This window comes from Oceanicaulis sp., from assembly GCA_040112665.1.
Lineage (GTDB): Bacteria > Pseudomonadota > Alphaproteobacteria > Caulobacterales > Maricaulaceae > Oceanicaulis.
Map to the genome: position 1 here is coordinate 206,591 of CP157796.1, position 22,124 is coordinate 228,714.

Sequence of the window (22,124 nt, forward strand, 5' to 3'; positions counted from 1 at the left end):
TTCGGGTGAGGCGCGTCGCCTAGGCGCTCGCGGCCTTCTGCTCCTCGACCGGATCGCGCAGCACGTAGCCGCGGCCCCAGACGGTCTCGATATGGTTGTCTCCGCCGGTCGCCGCCGAGAGCTTCTTGCGAAGCTTGCAGATGAACACGTCGATGATCTTCAGCTCGGGCTCGTCCATGCCGCCATAGAGATGGTTGAGGAACATCTCCTTGGTGAGCGTGGTCCCTTTGCGCAGGGAGAGCAGCTCGAGCATCTGGTATTCCTTGCCGGTCAGGTGGACGCGCTGATTGGCGACCTCCACCGTCTTGGCGTCCAGGTTCACCGCGATGTCGCCGGTCTTGATGATCGACTGGCTGTGACCTTTCGAGCGGCGCACGACGGCGTGGATCCGCGCGATCAGCTCTTCCTTGTGGAAGGGCTTGGTCATGTAGTCGTCCGCGCCAGACCCCAGGCCGCGCACCTTGTTATCGATGTCGGCGTTGCCCGAGAGGATCAGGATCGGGGTGTCGACCTTGGCCACGCGCAGGGTCTTCAGAACGTCGAAGCCCGGCATGTCCGGAAGGTTCAGATCAAGCAGGATGATGTCGTAATCATACAGCTTGCCGAGATCGACGCCCTCCTCGCCGTAATCGGTCACGTACACGTTGAAGCCCTCGGACTTCAACATCAGCTCGATTCCCTGCGCCGTGGCGCGGTCGTCTTCGATCAGCAGGACCCGCATCGGTTCCCCCTCCCAAGGCCGCACGGACGAATCATTGGTCTCGCCCGACGCATCAACCGTTAACCTTATTCGCTATGAGAGGCGAGAATCCCTTAGGAGAAGTTAACGGCGGTTTGACTCGATGGGTGGAATCGAGTCCGCGAAGGCGATTCTCTCTAGCCAGGCCAGAAAAATCAGCTGGTTAATAAATCATACGACCGGCTGCGTCGCGTACGGAGGACTTGTTTTGTTCCGTGTGCGAACTTGTGGACAGTCGCTGTCAAGCAAAACCCCGCCCCGGCGGCGCCGGAGCGGGGTCGCCATGCGTTCGTTCTGTATAAGGACTATTCAGCAGCCATCATCGCCGGCGCGATCGCGGCCAGCAAAGGCCCCCATTTCTCGTCAGCGCCCTCGACCCGTCCGTCATAGAGGATACGGTCCTCATAGCCGGTGATCCACAGCGCCTCGGGATTGCGGCGTGCAATCACCAGATCGCTCTGCCGGTTCTCGAACGGGGTGCGGTGAAGGCGGAAGACCGCCAGCCCTTCGGCCAGCGCCTGGCCCAGCTCGCCGCCGACGCTGCGCAGCCGCTCGTCGCCTTCGGTCAGCGCGACGAGCTCCATCTTGCCCGCCTCGGTAGACAGGGCGAAGCGAGACCGCTCGATGCCGGACAGGCCGTGCTGGCTCTCGGCGTGAATCTTCCACGCTTTCTCCACGGGAACCGCGAAGGCGCGAAAACCCTCGATCTCGCGGCACTGGAAAAAGTAGTGGTTGTTCACCCCCATCCGCTTGAGCTCCTGCTGCATCAGGCGGAGCGTGTCGGCGTCGTCGTTGACGCTGTCGATGATCGGGGTCTGGTTTTCCAGCGTCACGAAGGGACGCGAGCGCAGGCGCTGCGCGGCGCGCTCGACCAGCGGATTGCGCAGCAGACGGCCGTCCTCGTCACGGACATGGTCGCCGGTCTCGCTGACCCGCAGGAATTCGTCGGGATGGGTGAAGTGGACCATGAAGGCGAGCAGCACCTGGGGGTGCAGCTCATGAAACAGGTCCAGCATCTCGAAGAAATTGTCGTCGAAGCGCTCGGGGAAGAAGGCCATCTCCTTGGTCCCGATGCGGATCACTTCGAGACCGGCTTCGGCCAGGCCGTTGAGATAGTCGAACAGGTTACGGTTGGAGAGCACCATCGGGTCGCCGCCCGACAGGAGCGCCTCGCGTATCTTCGGCTTGTCGGTGATCTCGCCGGAGGCGACCTTTTCGTTATGGCCGGTGATGTACTCCTTGATCTCGTGGATCGAGGCGGTGTCCTTGCCGGTCTTGCCGGTCAGGAAATCCGAGCGGTAGCAGTACCGGCACCAGCTCGAACAGGTGCGCACCACGTAAAGCAGCACCAGCTCGTATTTGTGCAGAAGGCCCGGAATGGGGCTGTATTTCAGCTGGTTGGACGGGTCGGCCTCGCCGGACAGATCGTCCATCTCCTCAGGCCGGGCCTTGATGAGGTTCTTCACCGCCGTCGAGCGCTTGGCCAGGTCGAGATAGTACCCGGTCGCGCGCGGCGGCAGGCGGTCGGACACGCCCGCCTTTTCGAGGGCGTCGAGTTCCTCGGCGGAATAGACCTCCGCACCGCCCTCCTCGACATATTTGCGATAGCGCGCGATGTCGTGGACGACGTACCGGTTGAACTTCGTCTCGTCGATCCGCGCGTAGAGATTGTCCTTGTGCTGGCGGGAGACCGCCTTTTTCTTGGGCCTCGACCCGGCGATGCGAATTTTTCCGTCAAGCGGCATGGGCTCTCCTCGTCGTCGATGTCTCGGCGGCGGCGGCGGCGCCAGCGATGTGGTCGTTCAATGGCGCGGACGCGCCCTACGGCCCGGCAGGGAGCCGTCGCGATGGTCGTGAACCGTCGATGCGGTCTGCCGCGTCCGGGTCCGTCATCGGCCCGCCCGGCGCAGCGAGCGGGAAAATAGCGATTTTCGGACAGAATGGAACAGCCGGGCGCTGATTTAATCCGAAACCGACGGTAATGACGGGCGTTATCCGCGGTTGCGCCAAGGCCGCCAGAGGCTGTGCGATCGGCGCGGCACGCTCCGCTCCGTTTACGCGACCGAAACCGCGTTTGGGTTAAACCTCTCTTCGAAGCGGCGCAAAACGCGCCCCGGCAGACGCGAGAGAACGAGCGTGGACAGCCTGATCGCAGAGATCGGCGCGCTGCAGACGCGGACCTTCAAGGGGCGCGTCAGCGCCGTCAACGGCCTGCTGGTCGAAGCCACCGGCCCGCGCGGCGCGCTGAGTCTCGGCGCGTCTGCGGAGATCATGGTGGGCGAGTCCGGCCCCGCGCGCTGCGAGGTGGTCGGCTTCCGCGGCGAGACCGCGCTGATGATGGCCTATGGCGATCTTTCCGGCGTCCGGCCGGGCGCGCAGGCCTCGATCAATCCCGAAGGCGGCGTTCTGAAACCCTGCCGGGCCTGGCTGGGCCGCGTCATCGACAGCGGCGGAACCCCGCGCGACGGGCTGGGCGCCCTGCACGAAGGCGAAGCCGGCTATCCTTTGAAAGGCCGCGCGCCCTGCGCGCATTCCCGTCAGAGGCTGGGCGATCGGATGAGCCTCGGGGTGCGCGCGCTCGACGTCTTCACACCGATGCGCAAGGGCCAGCGGCTGGGCGTTTTCGCCGGGTCCGGCGTGGGCAAGTCGGTGCTTCTGTCGATGCTGGCGCGAGGATCCGACGCCGACGTGATCGTCATCGGCCTGATCGGCGAACGCGGCCGGGAGGCGCGCGAATTCGTCGAGGACGTGCTGGGCCCTGACGGGCGCGCAAAATCGGTGGTGATCACCGAGACCGGCGACGCGCCCGCCCTCGCCCGGCGCCGCGCGGCCTACGCCACGATCACCACGGCGGAATATTTCCGCGACCAGGGCCTGAACGTGCTCTGCCTGATGGATTCGGTCACCCGTTTCGCCCTGGCCCAGCGCGAGATCGGGCTGGCCGCCGGCGAACCGCCGACCACGCGCGGCTATACGCCCTCGGTCTTCGCAGAGCTGCCCGCCCTTCTCGAGCGGGCCGGCCCGGGGCCCGAGGGGACGGGGTCGATCACCGGGCTGTTCACCGTGCTGGTGGACGGCGACGATCATAACGAGCCGATCGCCGACGCGGTCCGCGGCATTCTGGACGGCCATGTGGTCATGGACCGCCGGATCGCCGAGCGCGGCCGCTTCCCGGCGATCGACGTGCTCAAATCAATCTCGCGCACCGCCCCGGAGGTCTACGGCCCCGGCGAGGCGGACACGGCGAAAGCCGCACGCGCGCTCCTGTCGGCCTACGCCGACATGGAAGAACTCATTCGGCTCGGCGCGTATTCGCCGGGATCGAACCCGGCGGTGGACCGGGCGATTGCGGTCAACGAACCGCTGGAAGCGTTTCTGGCGCAGGGAAAAGACGAGGCCTCGCCCATCGGGGAGAGTTTCGCGGCCCTGGCCGGGATCCTGGGTGATGGAGGGTGATGATGGGAACGAGATCGCATGAGCCGCTGATCAGGCTCGCGCGCTTCAAGGTCGAGGAACTGCAAAAGCAGATGGCCGATATCGAGACCGTGCGCGGCTCGATCCTCGACCAGATCGAGCGCCTTGAAGAGAGCGTGCCGGAGGAACAGGCCGTGGCGGTGGAAAACCGTGACGGCTACATCGCGTACGGCAGCTACGCGCGCTCGGTGATCCAGCGCAAGGAAAAGCTGCGCACGAGCCTGGACGAGGTCGATGCGCAGGCCGGCGCGATTCGCGAACGACTGGAGACGGCGTTCGCCGAGCTGAAAAAGTTCGAACTGCTCGAAGAGCGGCGAATCGCGCGCATCCAGGACTCCGTGCGCGCGGCCGAGCAGGCCGAACTCGACGAGATCGCGGCGGGCATGCGGCGCTCGGCGCACTGAGAACCACGTTCTTAGCGATTTGAACGACTTGCGCGGACCGCGTGGCTTTCGCGCACTTGTCTGCGGCGGTTAACTCAGGCTTAATTCTCCTCTCAGGGAGGAGACGCGACGATGAACGCCGCGCGCCGCATCGAAGTCAGCCTCGCCGGGCTCATCGCCGGCGGGGCGCTGTTCGCCGCCATGGTCCCCGGCGCGTCGCCGGACGAGGGCCCGGAGATCTTCGCACCTCCGGCCCTGCCGAGCGTCGATATCTCACAGTTCCAGGACATCCGCGTCTCTGACGCCTCGCGCGCGGTCGCGGCTTCGGTGATCAGCAGAGACATCGGCGCGGCGCGCTTCGCCGCGCCGCCGCCTGCCTCCGTCTCCGGCCAGGAAGCCGCTCTCAGCGTCCGGCCTACAGGCTCGGTCGGCGAAGGCGCGGCCTGGACCGGTCAGGCCTTCGGGTTCGAAGTCACCGCCGCGCCGCAGGCCACGGGCTATGGCGGTCCGGACTGGTGGCTCGTCGGCGGCGCAGGACGGGAGAGCTACGCCCTCGCCCCCGGCGGCTTGCGTGAGTACACGATCGCGCCGGTGTCAGCCGAAGGCGTGGTCGGCGACGCCCATATCGGCGTGGCGATGAAGGTGACCGACAACGCCTTCGCCGGGATCGGCTATGTCCGCGAGGAGCGCCGCTTCACCCTGGGCACCGAGGACTGGGAAGAGAGCGAGCACTATCTCGGCGTCAGCTTCCAGGCGCGCTGGTAAACGCCTCAGGCCGCTTTCGCCGCCGTTTCAGGTTTCGCGTAGAGCCCGCGCTTGCCCGTGACCGGGCGCAGCGCTTCGGTCAGGCCGACCACGGTTTCCGCCGCCCCCAGCACCAGATAGCCGTCGTCGGCTAGTAGGCTCGCCAGCCGGTCGAGCACCTTCGCCTTGGTCTCGATATCGAAATAGATGAGCACGTTGCGGCAGAAGATGACGTCCTGCCGGCCGTAGCGGGTGAAGTCGTCGAGCAGATTGCCCTGCTCGAAGCGGATCTTCTGACGCAGATGCGGCTTGATCCGCCAGGTGTCGCCGGTCTGGTCGAAATGCTTCACCAGACGCTGGATCGGCAGGCCGCGCTGCACCTCGAACTGGGAATAGACGCCTGCGCGCGCCTTTTCGAGCACCGGCCCGCTCATGTCGGTCGCCAGGATGTCGACCGGCGGAATCACGCCCTCGTCGGCCAGCATGGCGAGCGAATAGGGCTCCTGGCCCGAACTCGCCGCCGCGCACCAGACCTTCAGCGCCCGTCCCGGACGCGCCGTGCGCAGGGCTGGCCCGATCGTCTCCTCGAACAGTTCGAACGGCGTCTTGTCGCGAAAGAAGAACGTCTCGTGGGTGGCCAGCGCCTCGCCCGCGGCGACGCAGAGCTTCTGATCGCCGCGCATCATCGCGTCCACCAGCGCCTCGACCGAGGCGAAGCCTTCGCGGCGGGCCAGCGGTCCGAGCCGGGAATCCATCAGATACGCTTTCTCAGGACCGAGCACGAGCCCGGTGCGCTTGCGCACGTCGGACGACAGGAACTCGAATTTCGACGGCGGAAGAGCGCTCATCACGGTCCTTTCAGGCGCCGGGCGATTTCCGGGCCGATATCTTTGAGCGGCAGGATCATGTCGGCGAGGCCGGCTTCGGCGACCGCGCCGGGCATGCCCCAGACCACGCTGGAGGCCTGATCCTGAACGATGACCTGACCGCCGGCGGCGCGGATCGCGCGCGCGCCTTCACGGCCGTCCGCGCCCATGCCGGTCAGCACGATCGCAAGAACGCCGCGGCCGGCGAGCCTGGCGCAGGTCTCAAACAGCGGGTCGACCGCCGGGCGGCAGAAATTCACCGGGGGGTTCTGGTCGAGCACGGCCTCGAAACCGCCCCCGCCCTGGCGCAGAGTGAAATGAAAATCGCCAGGCGCCAGATAGATCCGGCCCGCGCGCAGCATCTCGCCATGCTTGGCCTCGGCGGCCGGGATCCCGCTTTTCGCCAGATGCTCGGCGAGAATGGCGGTGAACAGCTTGGGCATGTGCTGGGCGATGACGATCGGCGCGGAGGGCTCTTTCGGCAGCGCTGCGACGACGTCGCGCAGCGCCTGAGGCCCGCCGGTCGACGAGCCGATCGCGATGAGGCTCGGGCGCGTGGCGACGGCCGTGCGCGGCGTGGAGGGATAGACCGGCGCGGGCCGCGGCGCCGCCGTTGCGGCGCTCTGCCGGCTCTGGAAGGTCGCCGGCCGGGCGCTGTAGCGCGGGCTCAGCGCGACGAGCTTGGCGATGAGGTCTTCACGGTAGGCTTCCGCGCCCGCCACGCGGCCGGCCTCGGGTTTGGGCGCATAGTCCGCCGCCCCGAGCGACAGGGCCCGCATCGTCACTTCCGCGCCCTTGCGGGTCAGGGTCGAGGCCATCACGACGCGCGCGCGCGGCGCGGCCTTGAGAATGAGCGGCAGCGCGGTCAGCCCGTCCATCTTCGGCATTTCGATATCGAGTACGACGAGATCGGGCTGCAGCTCGCCGGCCTTCTTGACGCCCTGCTCGCCGTCCGCGCAGGTCGCAGCCACCTCGAGCCGGTTGTCCGCCTCGATCCAGCGCGCGACCAGGCCACGCACGACCGCGCTGTCGTCGATGATGAGCACGCGCGGCGCGCCGGAGGCGGCCTGACCGGTGGAATAGGCGGGAACGGCGCTCACTCGGTTGCCTTCCTCAGACCAGGCCGGTTTCGGCGAACTTGCTTTCGATGATGTCCCCGTCGAAGGGCTTCATCACGTACTCGTCGGCCCCCGCGCGCAGCGCCTGGGTGATGTGGCCCATGTCGTTCTCGGTGGTGCAGAACACCACGACCGGCTTCTTCCCCTCGGGCTCCTCGCGGAGCTTGATGAGGAATTCGAGCCCGTTCATCACCGGCATGTTCCAGTCCAGAAGGACCGCGTCGGGCATCGCCTTCTTGCAGTGATCGAGCGCCTGCTTGCCGTCGGCGGCCTCTTCGCAGACGAAGCCGAGATCCTCGACGATCTTGCGGGCGACCTTGCGGATCACGCGGCTGTCGTCGACCACGAGACAGGTTTTCATCGCGCGTCCCTCCCCTAGGCGGCCATCGGCGTGCGCCAGGCGATCAGCGCCCGGATGTCGAGCACGGCGAGAAGCTGGTTCTCCAGCCGGTGCACGCCCTTGATCAGCGCCCGCCATTTCGGATCGAGATGGGCCGGCGCGGCTTCCAGCGTGTCAGGCTTGAGGCGCATCACCTCGCCGACCTCGTCGACCAGGACGCCGAAGAGTTCAGAGCCTTGTTCGAGTCCCAGCGCCATGCAGGACGCATCGGCGTCGCGCGGCGGCAGTCCGAGCCGGGTGCGCGCATCCACCGCCGTGACGATGCGGCCGCGCAGATTGAGCAGGCCGGCGATCTCGGCAGGCGCGCGCGGCACGCGGGTGACGTCCTGAGGCGAGAACACCTCCCGGATCTCGCACACCTCGACGCCGAACATCTGCCCGCCGATGCGGACGGTGACGTATTCGAAGCTGTCTTCAGAGGCCATGTCTCTTATCCCCTCAAGCCGCCTCGACCGCGCGTTCGGCGCGGGCGGCCCTGTCCAGCATGGCGATGAGCCCGCCGCGATCCTTGCGGTCCATGACCGCCAGGAACCCTTCCATCGGCGCGCCGTACGCGTTGTCGCCGACGCCCAGGCGCGGCACGTCCTTGAAATAGCCCTCGTCGCCGAGGCGCTTGAGCGCGGCCGGGTCGCCCACGACCACGTCATAGGCCGCACCCATCATCGCCGCATCGCGCGCTTCATGCAGGCCGCCCGCGACGGTGACGTCGTAGCCGGCCGCAGCCAGAAGCGGCGCCAGCATGCGCCGGGCGAAAGCGTCGGCCTCGACCAGCAGGACCGAGCTGCGCGCGCCGGTCTTGCTCGGCGCGGTGCGTTGCGGCGCGCCCGACCAGGCGCTCTCCATGTGCCAGGCGATGTCGAGCACTTCGGTCGCCTTGCCCTTGATGACCGCCGAGCCGATCACGCCGGGACGCTCGGAGCCCATTTCAAGGTCGAGCGCTTCTTCGACCACGTCGAGAATCTCGTCGACCGCAACGCCGGCGGACTTGCCGTCTTCGGAGAAGACCAGAACCGGCTGACGGCCTTCGGACACGAAGTCGTCCTGACCGCCCGCATGGGCGAGCGGCAGAAGCCGGCCGCGATACTGGACCACGTGACGGCCGTCCACGCGCTCGATCGAGCTCGCCTCGAAATCCTCGAGCCGGGTGATCAGGCTGACCGGCACCGCCTTGGGTTCGGCCCCGCCCGCGCGCACCAGAAGCAGGCGCTGCTTGCCGTGGGCTTTGGCGATGTCGGACGCCTCCTCGTCGGCGGCCTCGGCGCTTTCCTCCGCCTCCATCGCGGTTTCCTGCGCGAGCCCGTTGGGATCGAGGATCATGATCACCGAGCCGTCGCCCAGAATGGTCGCGCCGGAAAAGACCGAAATGCCGCGCAGCGGACCTGACAGCGGCTTGACCACGATCTCCTCGGTGTCGAGCACGTCGTCGACCACGAGCCCCATGCGCCGGCCTGCGGCCTCGAGCACGATGACATAGCCGCTCATCTCGCCAGCCTCGTCGAGAGACTGGCTGAGCACCCGGTCGAGCGCGATGACGGGCAGAAGCTTGTCGCGCAGGCGGATCATCTTCGCGCCATGCATGCTTTCGACCGCCACCGGCGAACCAGGGCCGACGCGCACGAGTTCACGCACCGAGAGCTGCGGCACCGCGAAGCGGGCGTCGCCGGCCGCGATGATGAGCGCGGAGACGATCGCCAGCGTCAGGGGGATCTTGATCGTGAAGGTCGTGCCCTTGCCGACCTCGGAGCTGAGATCGATCGAGCCGCCGATCTGCTCGATATTGGTGCGCACCACGTCCATGCCGACGCCGCGGCCGGAGAGGTTGGTCACCTGGGCGGCGGTGGAGAAGCCGGCCGCGAAGATGTAGCGCTGGATCTGCGCCTCGCTCATCGCGTCGAGGTCTTCGGCCGAAGCCAGACCCTTTTCGAGCACCTTGGCGCGGATCTTCTCGGGGTTCAGCCCGGCGCCGTCGTCGGCGATCTTGATGATGATCGCGCCGCCTTCGTGATAGGCGCTGAGCCGGATCGTGCCGTGCTCGGCCTTGCCGGCGGCTTTGCGCGCGTCGGGTCCCTCGATCCCGTGATCGCAGGAATTGCGGATCATGTGGGTGAGCGGATCCTTGATCAGCTCGAGGACCTGACGGTCGAGTTCGGTCTCTTCGCCTTCCTGGATCAGCTTGATCTTCTTGCCGAGATCCTGGCTGGCGTCGCGGACGATCCGGGGAAGCTTCTTCCACGCGTCGCCCACGGGCTGCATGCGGGTCTTCATCACCCCGTCCTGCAGCTCGGCGGTCACCGAGCTCAGGCGCTGCAGCGGCGTCTTCAGCGCGCTGTCTTCGACCCCGCGCACGATCTGGTGCATCTGGTTACGCGCCAGAACCAGCTCGGAGACCGTCGTCATCAGGTTCTCGAGCACGTCGACGCTGACCCGGATGGTCGCGGTCGAGCGCGGCGCGCCGCCCGAGGCCGGCTTGGCGGCGTCGGCGTTCGCCGCAGCGGGCTTCGCCGACGGCGCGGCGGCGATCGTATCGGGCTCGTCGTCCTCGGCGTCGGCCTCGTCAGCGTCGGCGATCTCGGACTCTTCAGGGCCGGGCGTGTTCATGAACGCCGCTTCGAGATCGGCGAGCGAGACTTCGCCGGGGCGCAGCGCCCGGCCGAGATCGGCGTCGAACGCACCCTCGGCGTCAGGATCGGCTTCAGATTCGGCGACCGCCTCGATTTCAGGCTCGGGCTCCGGCTCCGGCGCAGGAGCGGGTTCGGGCGCGGAAGCAGCCGGCGCGGCGATCGTTTCGCCCATCGACAGCGCTTCAAGCTGGCTGATCAGGTCGCTGTCGTCGCCTTCGAGCTCGGCGCCGGTCTGCTCCAGGCCGTCCAGTATCTCCTTGATCCGGTCGAGCGATTTGAGGACCACGGTCACCGCCGCGCTGTCGGCGATCAGATCGCCGTCGCGGAACTTGCCCAGAAGCGTCTCGCCGGCGTGGGCGACCGCTTCGAGCCGGACCAGGCCGAGAAAGCCGCACGTGCCCTTGATCGTGTGCAGAAGCCGGAAAATGTTGTCCAACGTCGCCCGATCGGTCGGGTCCGCCTCGAATTTCACCAGTTCGGAGTCGATGACGTCGAGGCTTTCCGCCGTCTCGCTCAGAAACTCGCCGATCAGCTCGTCCATTAAATGCACCCCGGTCCCGATTATCAGGAAGTCAGGGCGACACTCTCACGCGGGGAGTTAACGGAACCTTGGCCGCAAATCCCGCGGGGGGCGCAAAGCTATCGAAAAAATCTCTAGGCCGCTTCGACCTTGCGGCTGGGACCGGTGAGCGCGGCGAACTCCACCCGCTCCTCGGTCTGGGAAGCTTCGGCGCGCCCCCCGCTCTCGCGGGCGATGAGGCCGGTGTAGTAGGGCTGCACGCTGCGCCCGTCGAAACCGTTCTCGGGAATTTCGCCGCGGAAAGCCGCGACATATCCGGGGTCGAGCCTGAGCCGGGGGCCGGCGGCGACCAGACGCAGCCGCGCCCCGCCGTCGGACGACGGGGCGGCCTCGATCGTCACCGTTCCGCCGCGCGGAAGCGAGTCCACCGCGAGCCAGATCAGATTGAGGAGCACACGGGCCGCGGTCTTGTCGATCGCCCCGGCCTCGGATTTCCAGACGAGCTCGGCGCGGGCGTCGGCAAACATCGGCCCGGCCAGCGCCTTGATCTCGCTGAGCGCCATCTCGCCGCCGCGCGATCCCGCAGCGCCGAAGCAGACGCGGGCGTATTCGAGCTTGTTGCGGATCTGGACCGCGCCAGTGCGCAGAAGCCCGATGGCGTCGTTGCGCATGTCCGCCGCGCCCTCGTCGTCGAGCACGGAGAGCGCCGCGCCCATCGCCGAGGCCGGCCCGGCGATGTCGTGGCAGACGCGCGAGCACAGCAGCGCGGCGAGTTCGGTTGCGGAGAGCGCGTCGATCCGGGTCATGGGCTGAACACTGACGCGATTCTCGGTTTGCGACACCGCTGCGCGCAGCCGCTCAGAAATCCTGGTCGATATCGTCCCGGCCCGAGCGGCTGGAGTAAAACAGCAGCCACATCAGCCCGCCTCCCACGACGAAGCTCAACACCACGCCGAGCGCCAGCGCGAACCAGCCATGCCCGGTCAGCTCAGCGTCGACAGAGAACCAGGCGCGGCTTGCGAACCAGACCGAGACGGCGAGGAACACGCCGAGCACGGCGACGAGCAAGGCCTTCTGCATCATGGGAAAACTCTCCGAGGCGGCTGCTGTCCAGCCTTACATATTTGTTAATTCGAACACATTTCCATTGCAGAACGCTTGGCAAGCGCACTGCGCCCGGTCAACATGACACATGAGCCGGGCTGCGCCCGGATGCCGACGCGGCGCGTGCGGTCTGCTATTTGCTTGACCGAGGGCGCACGGACCGAGAAGCCGGCGTCACGGCGTCCGGTCCGTCAGAGGGCGGGCAGCAACGAGGGGAAATCGTAGACGCTCATGTCTGGATTCGACGTTCGACTCGCCGACGCCCGCCGATCGCGGACCTTGGTGTTCTTCCTAACGATGACCGGGGTGCTGCTGTTCACCGCCGGACTGCTGATCATGCGCACGCCCCAGCCTGGGCGCGCAGAGGCCGCCGGTCCCGATATCGACGCCGTGATCGCCAGCGCGCCCGCGACCGAGATCATGGAGATGGCCGGCCCCGCCGCGCCCGCGCTCGAACCGCTCGCGCCTGAAGAAGTGCGCGCGCCGCGGATCGAAGCCGGCCGGGCGCTGATCGAGGCCGAGCACGCTCTGTTCGCCGGCGCTGACTTCCGCCCGCAGGTCACCCATGTCGAGACGACCGTGCGGCGGGGCCAGACCTTCGCCAGCGTTCTGGACGCCGCAGGCGCGGACCGGGTCGAGGCCGCGCGCGCCATCGCCGCGCTCGAAAGCCTGTTTCCGGCGCGCAATCTGCGCGCGGGCCAGGACCTGACGGTGTTCTTCGAAACCCCGCCCTTCCAGCTCGCCTCGACCGACACGCCTGCCGAGCCGCGCCTGGCCGGGTTTTCCTTCCGTCCCGATTCCGAACGTACCCTGACGGTGGCCCGTACCGGCGACGGCTTCCGGGCCCGCGAGGCGGTGGCTGCGCTCGACCGCGAGATCGTCCGCGCCCGGGGCGAGGTGACGAGCTCGCTCTACATGTCCGCCGTAGACCAGGGCGCGACCGACCGCATCGTGGTCGAGCTGGCGAACATTCTCGGCTACGCGGTCGACTTCCGGACCATCCAGCCCGGCGACGGCTTCGACGTGGTGTTCGAGCGCTTCGTGAACCGGCGCGGGGAGACCGTGCGCACCGGCGAGATCCTGTATCTGGTGTTCGACGGACGTGGCGAGGCGCTGGAATATTTCCGCTTCGAGGCTCCGGATGGGGAGATCGGCTATTACACCGCCGACGGCGAAAGCGCCCGGCGGCTTCTGATGAAGATGCCGATCAACGGCGCGCGCATCAGCTCGAATTTCGGCATGCGCTTCCATCCGATCCTGGAGCGCAGCCGGCCCCATAACGGCACCGACTTCGCCGCCCCGCGCGGCACGCCGATCATGGCCGCCGGCGCCGGCGTGGTGCTGCGCGCCAACCGGTTCGGCAGCTTCGGCAACTACATCAAGATCCGGCACTCGAACGGCTATGAGACCGCCTACGCCCACCTCAACGGGTTTGCGCGCGGCATCCAGGCCGGCGCGCGGGTCCAGCAGGGCCAGATCATCGGTTATGTCGGCACCACCGGGCGCTCCACCGGCCCGCACCTTCATTACGAAGTGCATCTGAACGGCCGGCCGACCAACCCGATGGCGCTCGACCTGCCGACCGGCAAGACGCTGTCGGCTGAGGAGCTCGAGCTTTTCGCCGCCGAGCGCGAGCGCATCGTCGCGATCCGCGACGGCGCCGCTCCCGCAGCCGCCGATCCGTCAGAGTCCGTCATGGTGGCGAGCCGGAGCGACGACGCGACCTGATCGCCTGCATCCGGAACAGATCAAGGCCCGGGTGCGCGCCCGGGCCTTTTTCGTTTCAGGGTTTCAGCCGCCGGGTCAGAAAGCCCAGAACCTCGCGCGCCGCCTCGAAGGTCGGCTCGCCGTCCTGTGCGATGAGGTCCTTGGTCAGGACCGCGTGCGGAAACGGATTACCGCGCGGGTTCTTCGCCTCGTCGGGCAGGACGCGGGTCTGCAGCCTGTCGCCGAGCAGGGCTTCAAGCGCGGCGAAGCGCTCTGCCTTGCAGCTGGGATCGCCGTCGAAGCGCAACGCCATGACGTCGAGATTATCGCGCCGGCCCAGCGCCTCGGCTTCCGCGGGTTCAATGTGAATCGATCCGGCTGCGTTGAACGGCAGGGCCGGCTCGCCGGCGACCGCGGCGATCACCGCGGGCTCGACCGCGACCGACCAGGCGAAATTGCCGGTGAGGCACAGCCCCACCGCCGCCACGCCGGGACCGCCGCGCTCGGCATGGACATGGCGGGCGAGCGCGCGCAGCCAGTCCGAGACAGGACTTCCGCCGGATTTCGCGAACAGGCGGATCTCCCGGCTGACGCAGGCGCGCGCCATGCCCCCCACCCGTCCGTGGATCTGGTGCAGCTCTTCGAGCGGCGTGCCGGGATGGTCGTAGAGCGCAGGCGCATACACCCGGAAACCCGCCGCCTCGATCCAGCGTGCGAGCCGCCAGAATTCCGGCACGAAGCCGGGCAGTTCATGCATCAGAATGACGCCGGGCCCCTCGCCTGACACCAGCACCGGATGCGCCGCGCCGGCATGGTCGAAATCGAAAACCTCCGCGAACGGGGTCCGGTCGTCAGTGTGCAGAATATCGGAGAAATCGTGCGCCGGCGTTTCGGCGGTCTCGGCGGTCATGAAAGCGCTCCCCGGCGGCGTTTGCGGCGTCGACCCTAGACCGGAGCGCGGCGGCTTGTAAGGTCCGGCGAGGATGTTGATCGGAGCGCTCCCCCATGACCCGCCACGCCCTCGTCACCCATTGCACCGGCTACGCCGGCCCCGGCGCAGTACACGCCCTGCTGAAGGCGGGCTTCAAGGTCTTCGCTCAAGACCCGTCCTTCGCAGACGAGCAGGCCTGGCGCGGCTTCGCAGCCGGACGCTCCGGGATCACGCCGATCTCCGCGGACGGGCCCGAAGCGATCATCGCTGCCGTGTTCGGGGACGTCGATCGGCTCGACGCGATCGTCAGCAATGATCATCACCCTGCGCCCGCCAGGCCGGTCGAGACTGCCGACATCGATCAGCTCCGCGCCAATCACGAAGCGTTGAGCGTGTTTCCGTTCGCCCTGATCCAGGCCGCCCTGCCCCGGCTCAAGGTGCAGGGCGGAGCGAACATCGTGATGATTACGTCCAACCGCGACCGGCTTCCGCTGAACGGCGGCGCTTTTCCCGACGCCGCACGGGCTGCGGCGAACGCGCTCACGCGCTCGCTCGCCGTCGATCTCGCCCCGCACGCTGTCACCGTGAACGCTGTCGCACCCAACTTCCTGTACTCCGAGCAGTTCTACCCGGCGGCGTTCTACAAGCAGGCCGATGAAGGGCGCGCGTATATCGAGGCGAGCGTTCCCACGGGCCAGCTGGCGGAGCCCGAGGAAATCGGCGAGGTCGTCGTGTTTCTCGCAACAGCCAAGACCCGCCACCTCACCGGCGCTGTGATCGACTTCGCCGGCGGATGGCCGTTCGCTCCGAAGCGGCCAGTCTGAGACGAGCGCTGAACGTCAAGAGCCCGGGGTTTGACCCCGGGCTCTCCGGCTTGCGCGAATCTTGGGCCCGCTTACTGAATCACGGCTTCGCTCGGCGGCCTGGCGTTGCGGCTGACCGCGCGGCCGTCGACCGTCAGCGCGCCGGCTTCGGCGGAGACTTTCACGGTCTGGCCGTCCTCGATCACGCCCTCCAGAATCAGCCGGGCGAGCGGGTCCTGCAGCTCCTTTTGGATGACGCGCTTGAGTGGCCGCGCGCCGTAGGCCGGGTCGTAGCCCTTCTCGGCGAGCCAGGCCTTGGCCTGGTCGTCGAGCTCGATCGCCATGCGACGGTCCTTCAGAAGCGCTTCGAGGCGCTTGAGCTGGATGTCGACGATGGCGCCCATGTGCTGCTCTTCGAGGCGGCGGAACAGGATGATCTCGTCGATCCGGTTCAGGAATTCCGGCCTGAAGGCGGACCTGACCGCGCCCATCACGCTTTCACGCGCCGCTTCGACGTCGCCGGACAGCAGGAACTCCGAGCCGAGGTTCGAGGTCATGATCAGGATGGTGTTCCTGAAATCGACCGTGCGGCCCTGACCGTCGGTCAGCCGGCCGTCGTCGAGCACCTGCAGGAGCACGTTGAAGACGTCCGGGTGGGCTTTCTCCACCTCGTCGAACAGCACGACCTGATAGGGCCGGCGGCGCACGCTTTCAGTCAGCGCCCCGCCCTCGTCATAGCCGACATAGCCCGGAGGCGCGCCGATCATGCGGCTGACCGAGTGCTTCTCCATGTATTCCGACATGTCCAGACGCGTCACGGCCGTCTCGTCGTCGAACAGGAATTCGGCCAGTGCTTTGGTCAGCTCTGTCTTGCCCACGCCCGTGGGGCCGAGGAAGAGGAAGGAACCGATCGGCCGGCTGGGATCCTTGAGCCCCGCCCGCGACCGGCGCACGGCGTCGGACACCGCTTCGAGCGCGTCGTCCTGGCCGACCACACGATTTCTGAGCCCGTCCTCCATCTTAAGGAGCTTTTCGCGCTCGCCTTCAAGCATCTTGTCGACCGGCACGCCGGTCCAGCGGCTGACGACCGAAGCGATCTGCTCTTCGTCGACGACCTCCTTGACCATGGCGGCCTTGCCGTTGGTGGCCTGGCCGTCGGCGGCGGCCTCGGCGTCGGAGAGCCGCTTCTCAAGCTCGGGGATGCGGCCGTATTTCAGCTCGGACGCCCGGCCGAGATCGCCCCGCCGCTCGGCGTCGGCGAGTTCGGCGCGCAGCCGGTCGAGCTGCTCCTTGGTTTCGGTGGCCGAGGCGAGCTTGTCCTTCTCCGCGCGCCAGGCGGCGGTGAGTTCGGCAGAGCGCGCTTCCAGATCGGCCAGCTCCTTGTTCAGGCTCTGCAGCCGGGTCTTGGAGGCCTCGTCGCCCTCTTTCTTCAGCGCTTCGGCCTCGATCTTCAGCTGGATGATCCGCCGGTCGAGCTCGTCGAGCTCCTCGGGCTTGGAGTCCACCTGCATGCGCAGGCGCGCGGCCGCCTCGTCCATCAGGTCGATGGCCTTGTCGGGCAGGAAGCGGTCAGTGATGTAGCGGTTCGACAAGGTCGCGGCGGCCACGATCGCGCCGTCGGCGATGCGCACGCCGTGGTGGACCTCGTACTTCTCCTTCAGGCCGCGCAGGATGGAGACCGTGTCCTCCACCGTGGGCTCCTCGACGAAGACCGGCTGGAAGCGGCGGGCGAGCGCGGCGTCTTTCTCGACATGCTTTCTGTACTCGTCGAGCGTGGTCGCGCCCACGCAGTGAAGCTCCCCGCGCGCGAGCGCGGGCTTAAGGAGGTTCGACGCGTCCATTGCGCCGTCGGTCTTGCCCGCGCCGACGAGCGTATGCATCTCGTCGATGAACAGGATGATCTGCCCGCCCGCGGCCTCGACCTCGCTGAGAACCGCTTTCAGGCGCTCCTCAAACTCGCCGCGATACTTCGCGCCGGCGATGAGCGAGCCCATGTCGAGCGCGAGCAGCTTCTTGTTCTTCAGGCTCTCGGGCACGTCGCCGTCGACGATCCTCAGCGCCAGGCCCTCGGCGATCGCGGTCTTGCCCACGCCGGGCTCGCCGATCAGCACCGGATTGTTCTTGGTGCGGCGCGAGAGGACCTGGATGGCGCGGCGGATCTCCTCGTCCCGGCCGATTACGGGATCGAGCTTGCCCGAGCGCGCGGCCTCTGTGAGGTCGCGGGAGTATTTCTTCAGCGCTTCATAGCCCTCTTCGGCGGACTGGCTGTCGGCCGTGCGGCCCTGCCGCAGATCGTTGATCGCCTGATTCAGCGCCTGGGGCGCGACGCCCGCCTGCTTGAGCGCTTCCTCGGCCTTGGTGCCTTTGACGATGGAGAGCGCCTGAAGGATCCGTTCGGCGGCGACATACTGGTCGCCGGCCTTTTTCGCAGCCTCCTCGGCGGTTGAGAAAATCTCCGCGGTCTTCGGCGCGAGATAGAGCTGGCCGGTCCCTTCCACCTTGGGAAGGGCGTCCACGGCGCGGCGGGCCAGGTCGAGCGCGGCGTCGGGCCGGCCGCCCGCGGCCTTGATCAGATTGCCCGCGAGCCCGCTATCGTCCTCCAGAAGGGCGAGCAGCAGGTGTTCTGGGGTGAAATGCTGGTGTTTCTTCTTGAGGGCGGCGCCTTGCGCGGTCTGCAGGACCGTGCGGGCGCGATCGGTGAATTTATCGAGGTTCATCAGTCTCTTTCCGTCTCCTGAGGTCCAGCGAGACCGGCGGCGTGAAGGGCCTTCCTGGAAGCGCCCGGCCGCCGTCGTCCGGCTGATCAGGTAGGTGTTGCGAAAGAGGCACACAAGTGTCGCCCAAACGAAAAAGGGCGCGCCCGGCGGACGCGCCCTTGATCAGTGTGGGAGCGGTCAGGACTAGCCGTCTTGCGGCTCGCCTTCGATCGGCTCGAATTCGCCCTCTTCACCGCCTTCGGTACCGCCGACGTCCTCGAACGCCTCGTCCGAACCGGTCTCTTCAGCCGGGGCCTCGGCGCCGGCGTCTGCAGCGGCCTCAGCGGGCGCAGATTCGGCCTCGGCGGGCGCGTCTGCAGCGAGCGGCTCGGGGATCGCGATCGGATCACCCGAAAGCGTGCGCATATAGGCGATGATGTTGATGCGCTCTTCCTGGTCGCGCAGACCCGCGAAGCTCATCGCGGTGCCGGGCAGGTAGCGGCGCGGGTTCTCCAGATAGTCGTACATGTTCTGGAAACCCCACTCGGTGCCGCCCTCGGCGTATTCGGTCATGGCCTGGGAGTAGCCGAACCCCGACACGCTCGCGACGTCGCGGCCCATCACGCCCCACAGGTGCGGGCCGGTGCCGTCCGCGCCGCCTTCCTCGAAGGTGTGGCAGCTCGCACAGCGGCGCGCCACACGCTCGCCGGCGGACACGTCAGCGCCAGCCAGAAGCACGCCGAAATCGACCGGCGCCTCTTCTTCTTCCTCGGCGGAGGCGGCGCTGGCGCCTTCAAGCGCGGCCAGGTCGATCGGATAGGCCGGGGTTTCCGGCGATTCGACGTGATAGATGGTCTCGGCGAGCGTGATCAGGCCCATCACGATAAGGAAGATCGCGATAACCGCCCCAGCCACCTTGTTGAAGAACAGATCGCCCATCAGCGTCCTCTCCCGGTTCGTCAATAATCGCGCGGGTGTTTGGCACGCCCCGCCCGGCGTGGCAACTCATTCACGCCGCTGCGGGAGCTAATGCCCGGGCCACGCCACGCCCACGCGTCACGCGGTCGCGGGCGAGGCTCAGTCGCCCGCCTCCACCCAGCGGTCGATCAACAGCCGGGAGATCGAGAAGTTGCGCGGAATCCTGCGCGCGATTTCGCTGTCGTAAAGCGCGCGCACCTCGTCGCGCGTGAACCAGCGCGCGTCTTCTATGTCGTCGTCTGGGACGAGCTCGCCGGGTTCGATCTCCGCCATCAGCCCGATCATCAGCGAGGACGGGAAGGGCCAGGGCTGGCTCGCGACATATTCGGCGCGCAGGACGGTGCGGCCGATCTCCTCTTTCGTCTCGCGCGCGCAAGCCTCTTCTATGGTCTCGCCGGGCTCCATGAACCCCGCCAGCGTGGCGTACATGCCCGCCGGCCAGCTCGCCTGCCGGCCCAGCACGCAGCGATCACCGGCGTATGGCAGCATGATCACGCTGGGGTCGACGCGCGGGAAATGCTCCATCCCGCAAGAGGGGCATTTGAGCTTCAGCCCGCCCTCTTCGGCGGCGTTCTCGCTCGCGCAGTTCGAGCAATAGCGCCGGCGGCCATGCCAGCTCAGCACCGCCCGCGCACGCCCCATGATGCAGGCGAGATCGGCGGGCGCGGAGGCTGCGGCGATGCGGAAATCCGGACCGCGCTCGGCCACGCCTTCTTCCAGCGATCCCGCAAACCAGGCCTCGCCCTCGGCCAGCCCGAGAAACACCAGCCCCGGCCGCTTCAGCGGCAGAAAGGAGGTGCGGCGCGCGGGCAGGATCATCGGCCCGCCGTCCTCGCCCGCGGCCGGGTCCGGGCCGGCGAACAGGATCGCGCGGGCGGATTTGCTGGCGCGCTGATCGGCGATCCAGTCCGGGTCCGAGCGGGTGAGAGAAGCGTGGTCGAGCGGGGAGCCGGTGAAGAAAAGCGACATGGTTGAAGACCTAGCCGCTGCGGACACCCGAGGCCAGCACTCTCACCAACGCTCCGAAAAGAGTTTCCGATTACTTAACAGATTGAGAGGTCTGGCGTGATGCCGCCGCCGCTTCGCCGCAATCCGGCCTTGGTGCGGGTTTTGTTCGCCACAGCGAAAACAGATGTTCCAGACCGGCTGAGCGGGACCGCTTGCGCCTCGTTTGTGGCGGGCGCATCTCGGAAGCGGACCGGACGCAAGATCCGGCCCCTTCCTCTGTTAGACAGGACAAACGATTATGAAAACGATCCTCCTCTCCACCGCCGCCGCCCTGATCGCGGCTTCCGCCGCTTCCGCTCAGGACGCCGCGGAAAGCAAGTTCGAACTGGGCGCGGGCTACACCCTTCTGGACGGCGACGGCGTCGAATTCGACGCGCTGACCCTGCGCGGCGGCTACAATGTGAACGAGTTCTTCGCCGTCGAAGGCGAAGCGCTGTTCGGCCTGGGCGACGAGAACCTGGGCGGCGGCTTCTCGGCCGAGCTGAACTACGGCCTGGGCGTGTTCGCCAAAGCCGAATACCCGGTCGGCGAGCGTGTCTCGGTGTTCGGCCGCCTCGGCTACACCTGGGCCGAAGTCGAAGTCTCGGGCCTCGGCTCTGAAGACGCCGACGGTTTCGCCTACGGCGTCGGCGGCGAGTTCGCCGTTTCCGGCCCGAACGCGATTCGTGCGGACTACACCCGCTACGACTACGAAGACGGCGCGGAAGCCGACGGCTGGTCGATCGCCTACGTCCGCAGCTTCTAGTCTCTGACAAAAAGACGGCGTTCACGCCTCAAAGGAAAGCCTCGCGTCGTCTCGGCGCGAGGCTTTTTATTACCGGACCAAAAGCCGCATTGTATTTAATTCGTGACTAGGGCATTTTACGGTACAGGCGGTTGTGAGGCCGCTTAAACATTTTCAGGGGGAGAAACCCATGCGCACTCTGCTTCTTGCTTCCATCGCGGCCGTCGCCGCCGCTTCCGCCGCCTCTGCTCAGACCCCGGGTTCGGGCTATGCCGGCGTGGGCTACACCGCGCTCGACGGCGAAGGCGCCACGCTTGGCGCGATCACGCTTCGCGGCGGCTTCGACTTCACCGAATATTTCGGCGCTGAAGGCGACCTTCATATTGGCGTCGTGGACGACACGGTCACCGAAATGGGCACCTCCGTCGATCTGTCCGCCGACTTCGGCGCTGCCGTTTACGGCGTCGCGCGTCTGCCGCTCGGCGACGGCATGTCGAACATCTTCGCGCGCGCCGGCTATGCGACGCTCGAAGTCGAAGGCAGCGCCATGGGCGTTTCGGTTTCGGCTGAACTGGACGGCTTCGCTTACGGCGTCGGCGGCGAGTTCTACTTCGCCGGCCCGAACGGTGTTCGCCTTGATTACACCCGCTTCGACGGCGATGACGGCGAACTCGACGCCTTCGGCATCTCCTACATCCGCCGCTTCTAGAACGCCTCCGCGTTCATAGGACGACAGAAGGCCCCCGCGCTCAGCCGAGCGCGGGGGTTTTTCTTTGCGCCTGCGTCAGGAGGGCGCGGATCGAAAGGCTTGCATCGACGCGCGTTCTGTTTTGAGAATGATTTTCACAAGCAGATTTTACCGGAGCCGATCATGACCGCCCTCGCCCGCGCCGCGTCCGTTCTTCCCTTCCCTCGCCAGGCGCCTTCGCCGGGACCGGTCGCAGACTGGCTCACCGGGCAGGAGCGGGTGGTCACCGCCTGGATCGACCGGCTGGTGGCCGAAGACGGCGACGTGCGCCTCATCGCACTGCTCGATCAGCACGCGGCGTTTCTGCGCGAGGCGCGCGACACGGCGGCGGCGGCGCGCTGAGCGGCCCTGCCCGCAGCGCTTGATTCGTCGGGCGCGAGCGCTGATATTGCGCCTCAGGAAGGCTGGCGGCGGACGAGGCTCTCGCCAACCCGGTCAGGTCCGGAAGGAAGCAGCCGTAACGAGTTTCGCTTCGGGTCGCCGTTCGGTCTTCCGCCGCCTTCCCTCAGCCGCTAGCCTTCGGGGCGATCACCGGCCGGCCTCAGTCCGGTCCCCGGGCG

The 22,124-nt window shown here is 67.3% G+C and carries 21 protein-coding genes and 1 other RNA gene; 9 read left to right on the forward strand and 13 right to left on the reverse strand.

Annotated features, from left to right (window positions below):
- Nucleotides 1–19 precede the first annotated feature (19 nt).
- Together ABL308_01095 and ABL308_01100 are read right to left on the reverse strand one after the other, a co-directional pair.
- A complete protein-coding gene (locus tag ABL308_01095) occupies nt 20–721 on the reverse strand; it encodes a response regulator transcription factor (GenBank protein ID XBQ16485.1) in 702 nt (233 codons plus the stop codon).
- A gap of 323 nt (nt 722–1,044) precedes the next feature.
- Complete coding sequence (locus ABL308_01100) at nt 1,045–2,484, reverse strand: hypothetical protein (protein ID XBQ16486.1); 1,440 nt, start codon at nt 2,482–2,484, stop codon at nt 1,045–1,047.
- 391 nt (nt 2,485–2,875) lie between these two features.
- On the opposite strand from ABL308_01100, the gene ABL308_01105 reads away from it, so the two are divergent.
- The 3 genes from ABL308_01105 (at nt 2,876) to ABL308_01115 (ending at nt 5,361) form a co-directional block, all read left to right on the forward strand.
- Nucleotides 2,876–4,195: a FliI/YscN family ATPase gene (locus ABL308_01105; protein ID XBQ16487.1), complete on the forward strand. Its 1,320-nt coding sequence runs from the start codon at nt 2,876–2,878 to the stop codon at nt 4,193–4,195.
- A 2-nt stretch (nt 4,196–4,197) separates the two neighbouring features.
- Entirely contained in the window at nt 4,198–4,617 is a 420-nt protein-coding gene (gene fliJ / locus ABL308_01110; GenBank protein XBQ16488.1) for a flagellar export protein FliJ, read from the forward strand.
- Between the two features lie 111 nt (nt 4,618–4,728).
- Nucleotides 4,729–5,361, forward strand: a complete 633-nt coding sequence (locus ABL308_01115; GenBank protein XBQ16489.1) for a hypothetical protein — start codon at nt 4,729–4,731, stop codon at nt 5,359–5,361.
- 5 nt (nt 5,362–5,366) lie between these two features.
- Here ABL308_01115 and ABL308_01120 read toward each other — a convergent pair whose 3' ends face one another.
- The 7 genes from ABL308_01120 to ABL308_01150 all read right to left on the reverse strand — a co-directional run bounded on the left by ABL308_01120 (nt 5,367) and on the right by ABL308_01150 (nt 11,948).
- The gene (locus ABL308_01120) at nt 5,367–6,188 is read right to left on the reverse strand and encodes a protein-glutamate O-methyltransferase CheR (protein ID XBQ16490.1); all 822 of its coding nucleotides are present in this window, start codon (nt 6,186–6,188) and stop codon (nt 5,367–5,369) included.
- Nucleotides 6,188–7,306 (reverse strand): chemotaxis response regulator protein-glutamate methylesterase, encoded by a 1,119-nt coding sequence (locus ABL308_01125; protein ID XBQ16491.1) that lies wholly within the window; start codon nt 7,304–7,306, stop codon nt 6,188–6,190. Before ABL308_01125 ends, ABL308_01120 begins: the two co-directional genes overlap by 1 nt.
- Nucleotides 7,307–7,319: 13 nt before the next feature.
- On the reverse strand, nt 7,320–7,685 hold the full coding sequence (locus ABL308_01130; protein ID XBQ16492.1) for a response regulator: 366 nt from the start codon (nt 7,683–7,685) through the stop codon (nt 7,320–7,322).
- Between the two features lie 14 nt (nt 7,686–7,699).
- Nucleotides 7,700–8,149, reverse strand: coding sequence for a chemotaxis protein CheW (locus tag ABL308_01135; GenBank protein ID XBQ16493.1), 450 nt, complete (start codon nt 8,147–8,149; stop codon nt 7,700–7,702).
- Between the two features lie 13 nt (nt 8,150–8,162).
- Complete coding sequence (locus tag ABL308_01140) at nt 8,163–10,886, reverse strand: chemotaxis protein CheA (GenBank protein XBQ16494.1); 2,724 nt, start codon at nt 10,884–10,886, stop codon at nt 8,163–8,165.
- A gap of 113 nt (nt 10,887–10,999) precedes the next feature.
- On the reverse strand, nt 11,000–11,671 hold the full coding sequence (locus ABL308_01145) for a histidine phosphotransferase family protein (GenBank protein XBQ16495.1): 672 nt from the start codon (nt 11,669–11,671) through the stop codon (nt 11,000–11,002).
- Between the two features lie 52 nt (nt 11,672–11,723).
- The gene (locus tag ABL308_01150; GenBank protein XBQ16496.1) at nt 11,724–11,948 is read right to left on the reverse strand and encodes a hypothetical protein; all 225 of its coding nucleotides are present in this window, start codon (nt 11,946–11,948) and stop codon (nt 11,724–11,726) included.
- Nucleotides 11,949–12,200: 252 nt separating this feature from the next.
- On the opposite strand from ABL308_01150, the gene ABL308_01155 reads away from it, so the two are divergent.
- A complete protein-coding gene (locus tag ABL308_01155; protein XBQ16497.1) occupies nt 12,201–13,697 on the forward strand; it encodes a peptidoglycan DD-metalloendopeptidase family protein in 1,497 nt (498 codons plus the stop codon).
- 55 nt (nt 13,698–13,752) lie between these two features.
- Here ABL308_01155 and ABL308_01160 read toward each other — a convergent pair whose 3' ends face one another.
- A complete protein-coding gene (locus tag ABL308_01160; protein XBQ16498.1) occupies nt 13,753–14,586 on the reverse strand; it encodes a dienelactone hydrolase family protein in 834 nt (277 codons plus the stop codon).
- Between the two features lie 95 nt (nt 14,587–14,681).
- On the opposite strand from ABL308_01160, the gene ABL308_01165 reads away from it, so the two are divergent.
- Nucleotides 14,682–15,431, forward strand: coding sequence for an SDR family oxidoreductase (locus tag ABL308_01165; protein ID XBQ16499.1), 750 nt, complete (start codon nt 14,682–14,684; stop codon nt 15,429–15,431).
- A 71-nt stretch (nt 15,432–15,502) separates the two neighbouring features.
- On the opposite strand, the gene clpB is transcribed toward ABL308_01165, so the two are convergent.
- The 3 genes from clpB to nudC all read right to left on the reverse strand — a co-directional run bounded on the left by clpB (nt 15,503) and on the right by nudC (nt 20,053).
- On the reverse strand, nt 15,503–18,127 hold the full coding sequence (clpB, locus tag ABL308_01170; GenBank protein ID XBQ16500.1) for an ATP-dependent chaperone ClpB: 2,625 nt from the start codon (nt 18,125–18,127) through the stop codon (nt 15,503–15,505).
- Nucleotides 18,128–18,310: 183 nt separating this feature from the next.
- Entirely contained in the window at nt 18,311–19,045 is a 735-nt protein-coding gene (locus tag ABL308_01175; protein XBQ16501.1) for a cytochrome c family protein, read from the reverse strand.
- Between the two features lie 138 nt (nt 19,046–19,183).
- The gene (nudC, locus tag ABL308_01180; protein ID XBQ16502.1) at nt 19,184–20,053 is read right to left on the reverse strand and encodes an NAD(+) diphosphatase; all 870 of its coding nucleotides are present in this window, start codon (nt 20,051–20,053) and stop codon (nt 19,184–19,186) included.
- Between the two features lie 277 nt (nt 20,054–20,330).
- On the opposite strand from nudC, the gene ABL308_01185 reads away from it, so the two are divergent.
- From ABL308_01185 to ffs, 4 genes are all read left to right on the forward strand, one after another.
- Nucleotides 20,331–20,837: a porin family protein gene (locus tag ABL308_01185; GenBank protein ID XBQ16503.1), complete on the forward strand. Its 507-nt coding sequence runs from the start codon at nt 20,331–20,333 to the stop codon at nt 20,835–20,837.
- A gap of 169 nt (nt 20,838–21,006) precedes the next feature.
- Nucleotides 21,007–21,525, forward strand: a complete 519-nt coding sequence (locus tag ABL308_01190; protein XBQ16504.1) for a porin family protein — start codon at nt 21,007–21,009, stop codon at nt 21,523–21,525.
- Between the two features lie 162 nt (nt 21,526–21,687).
- A complete protein-coding gene (locus ABL308_01195; protein XBQ16505.1) occupies nt 21,688–21,906 on the forward strand; it encodes a hypothetical protein in 219 nt (72 codons plus the stop codon).
- Between the two features lie 57 nt (nt 21,907–21,963).
- Nucleotides 21,964–22,060, forward strand: an RNA gene (ffs, locus tag ABL308_01200) — signal recognition particle sRNA small type.
- Nucleotides 22,061–22,124: the final 64 nt, after the last annotated feature.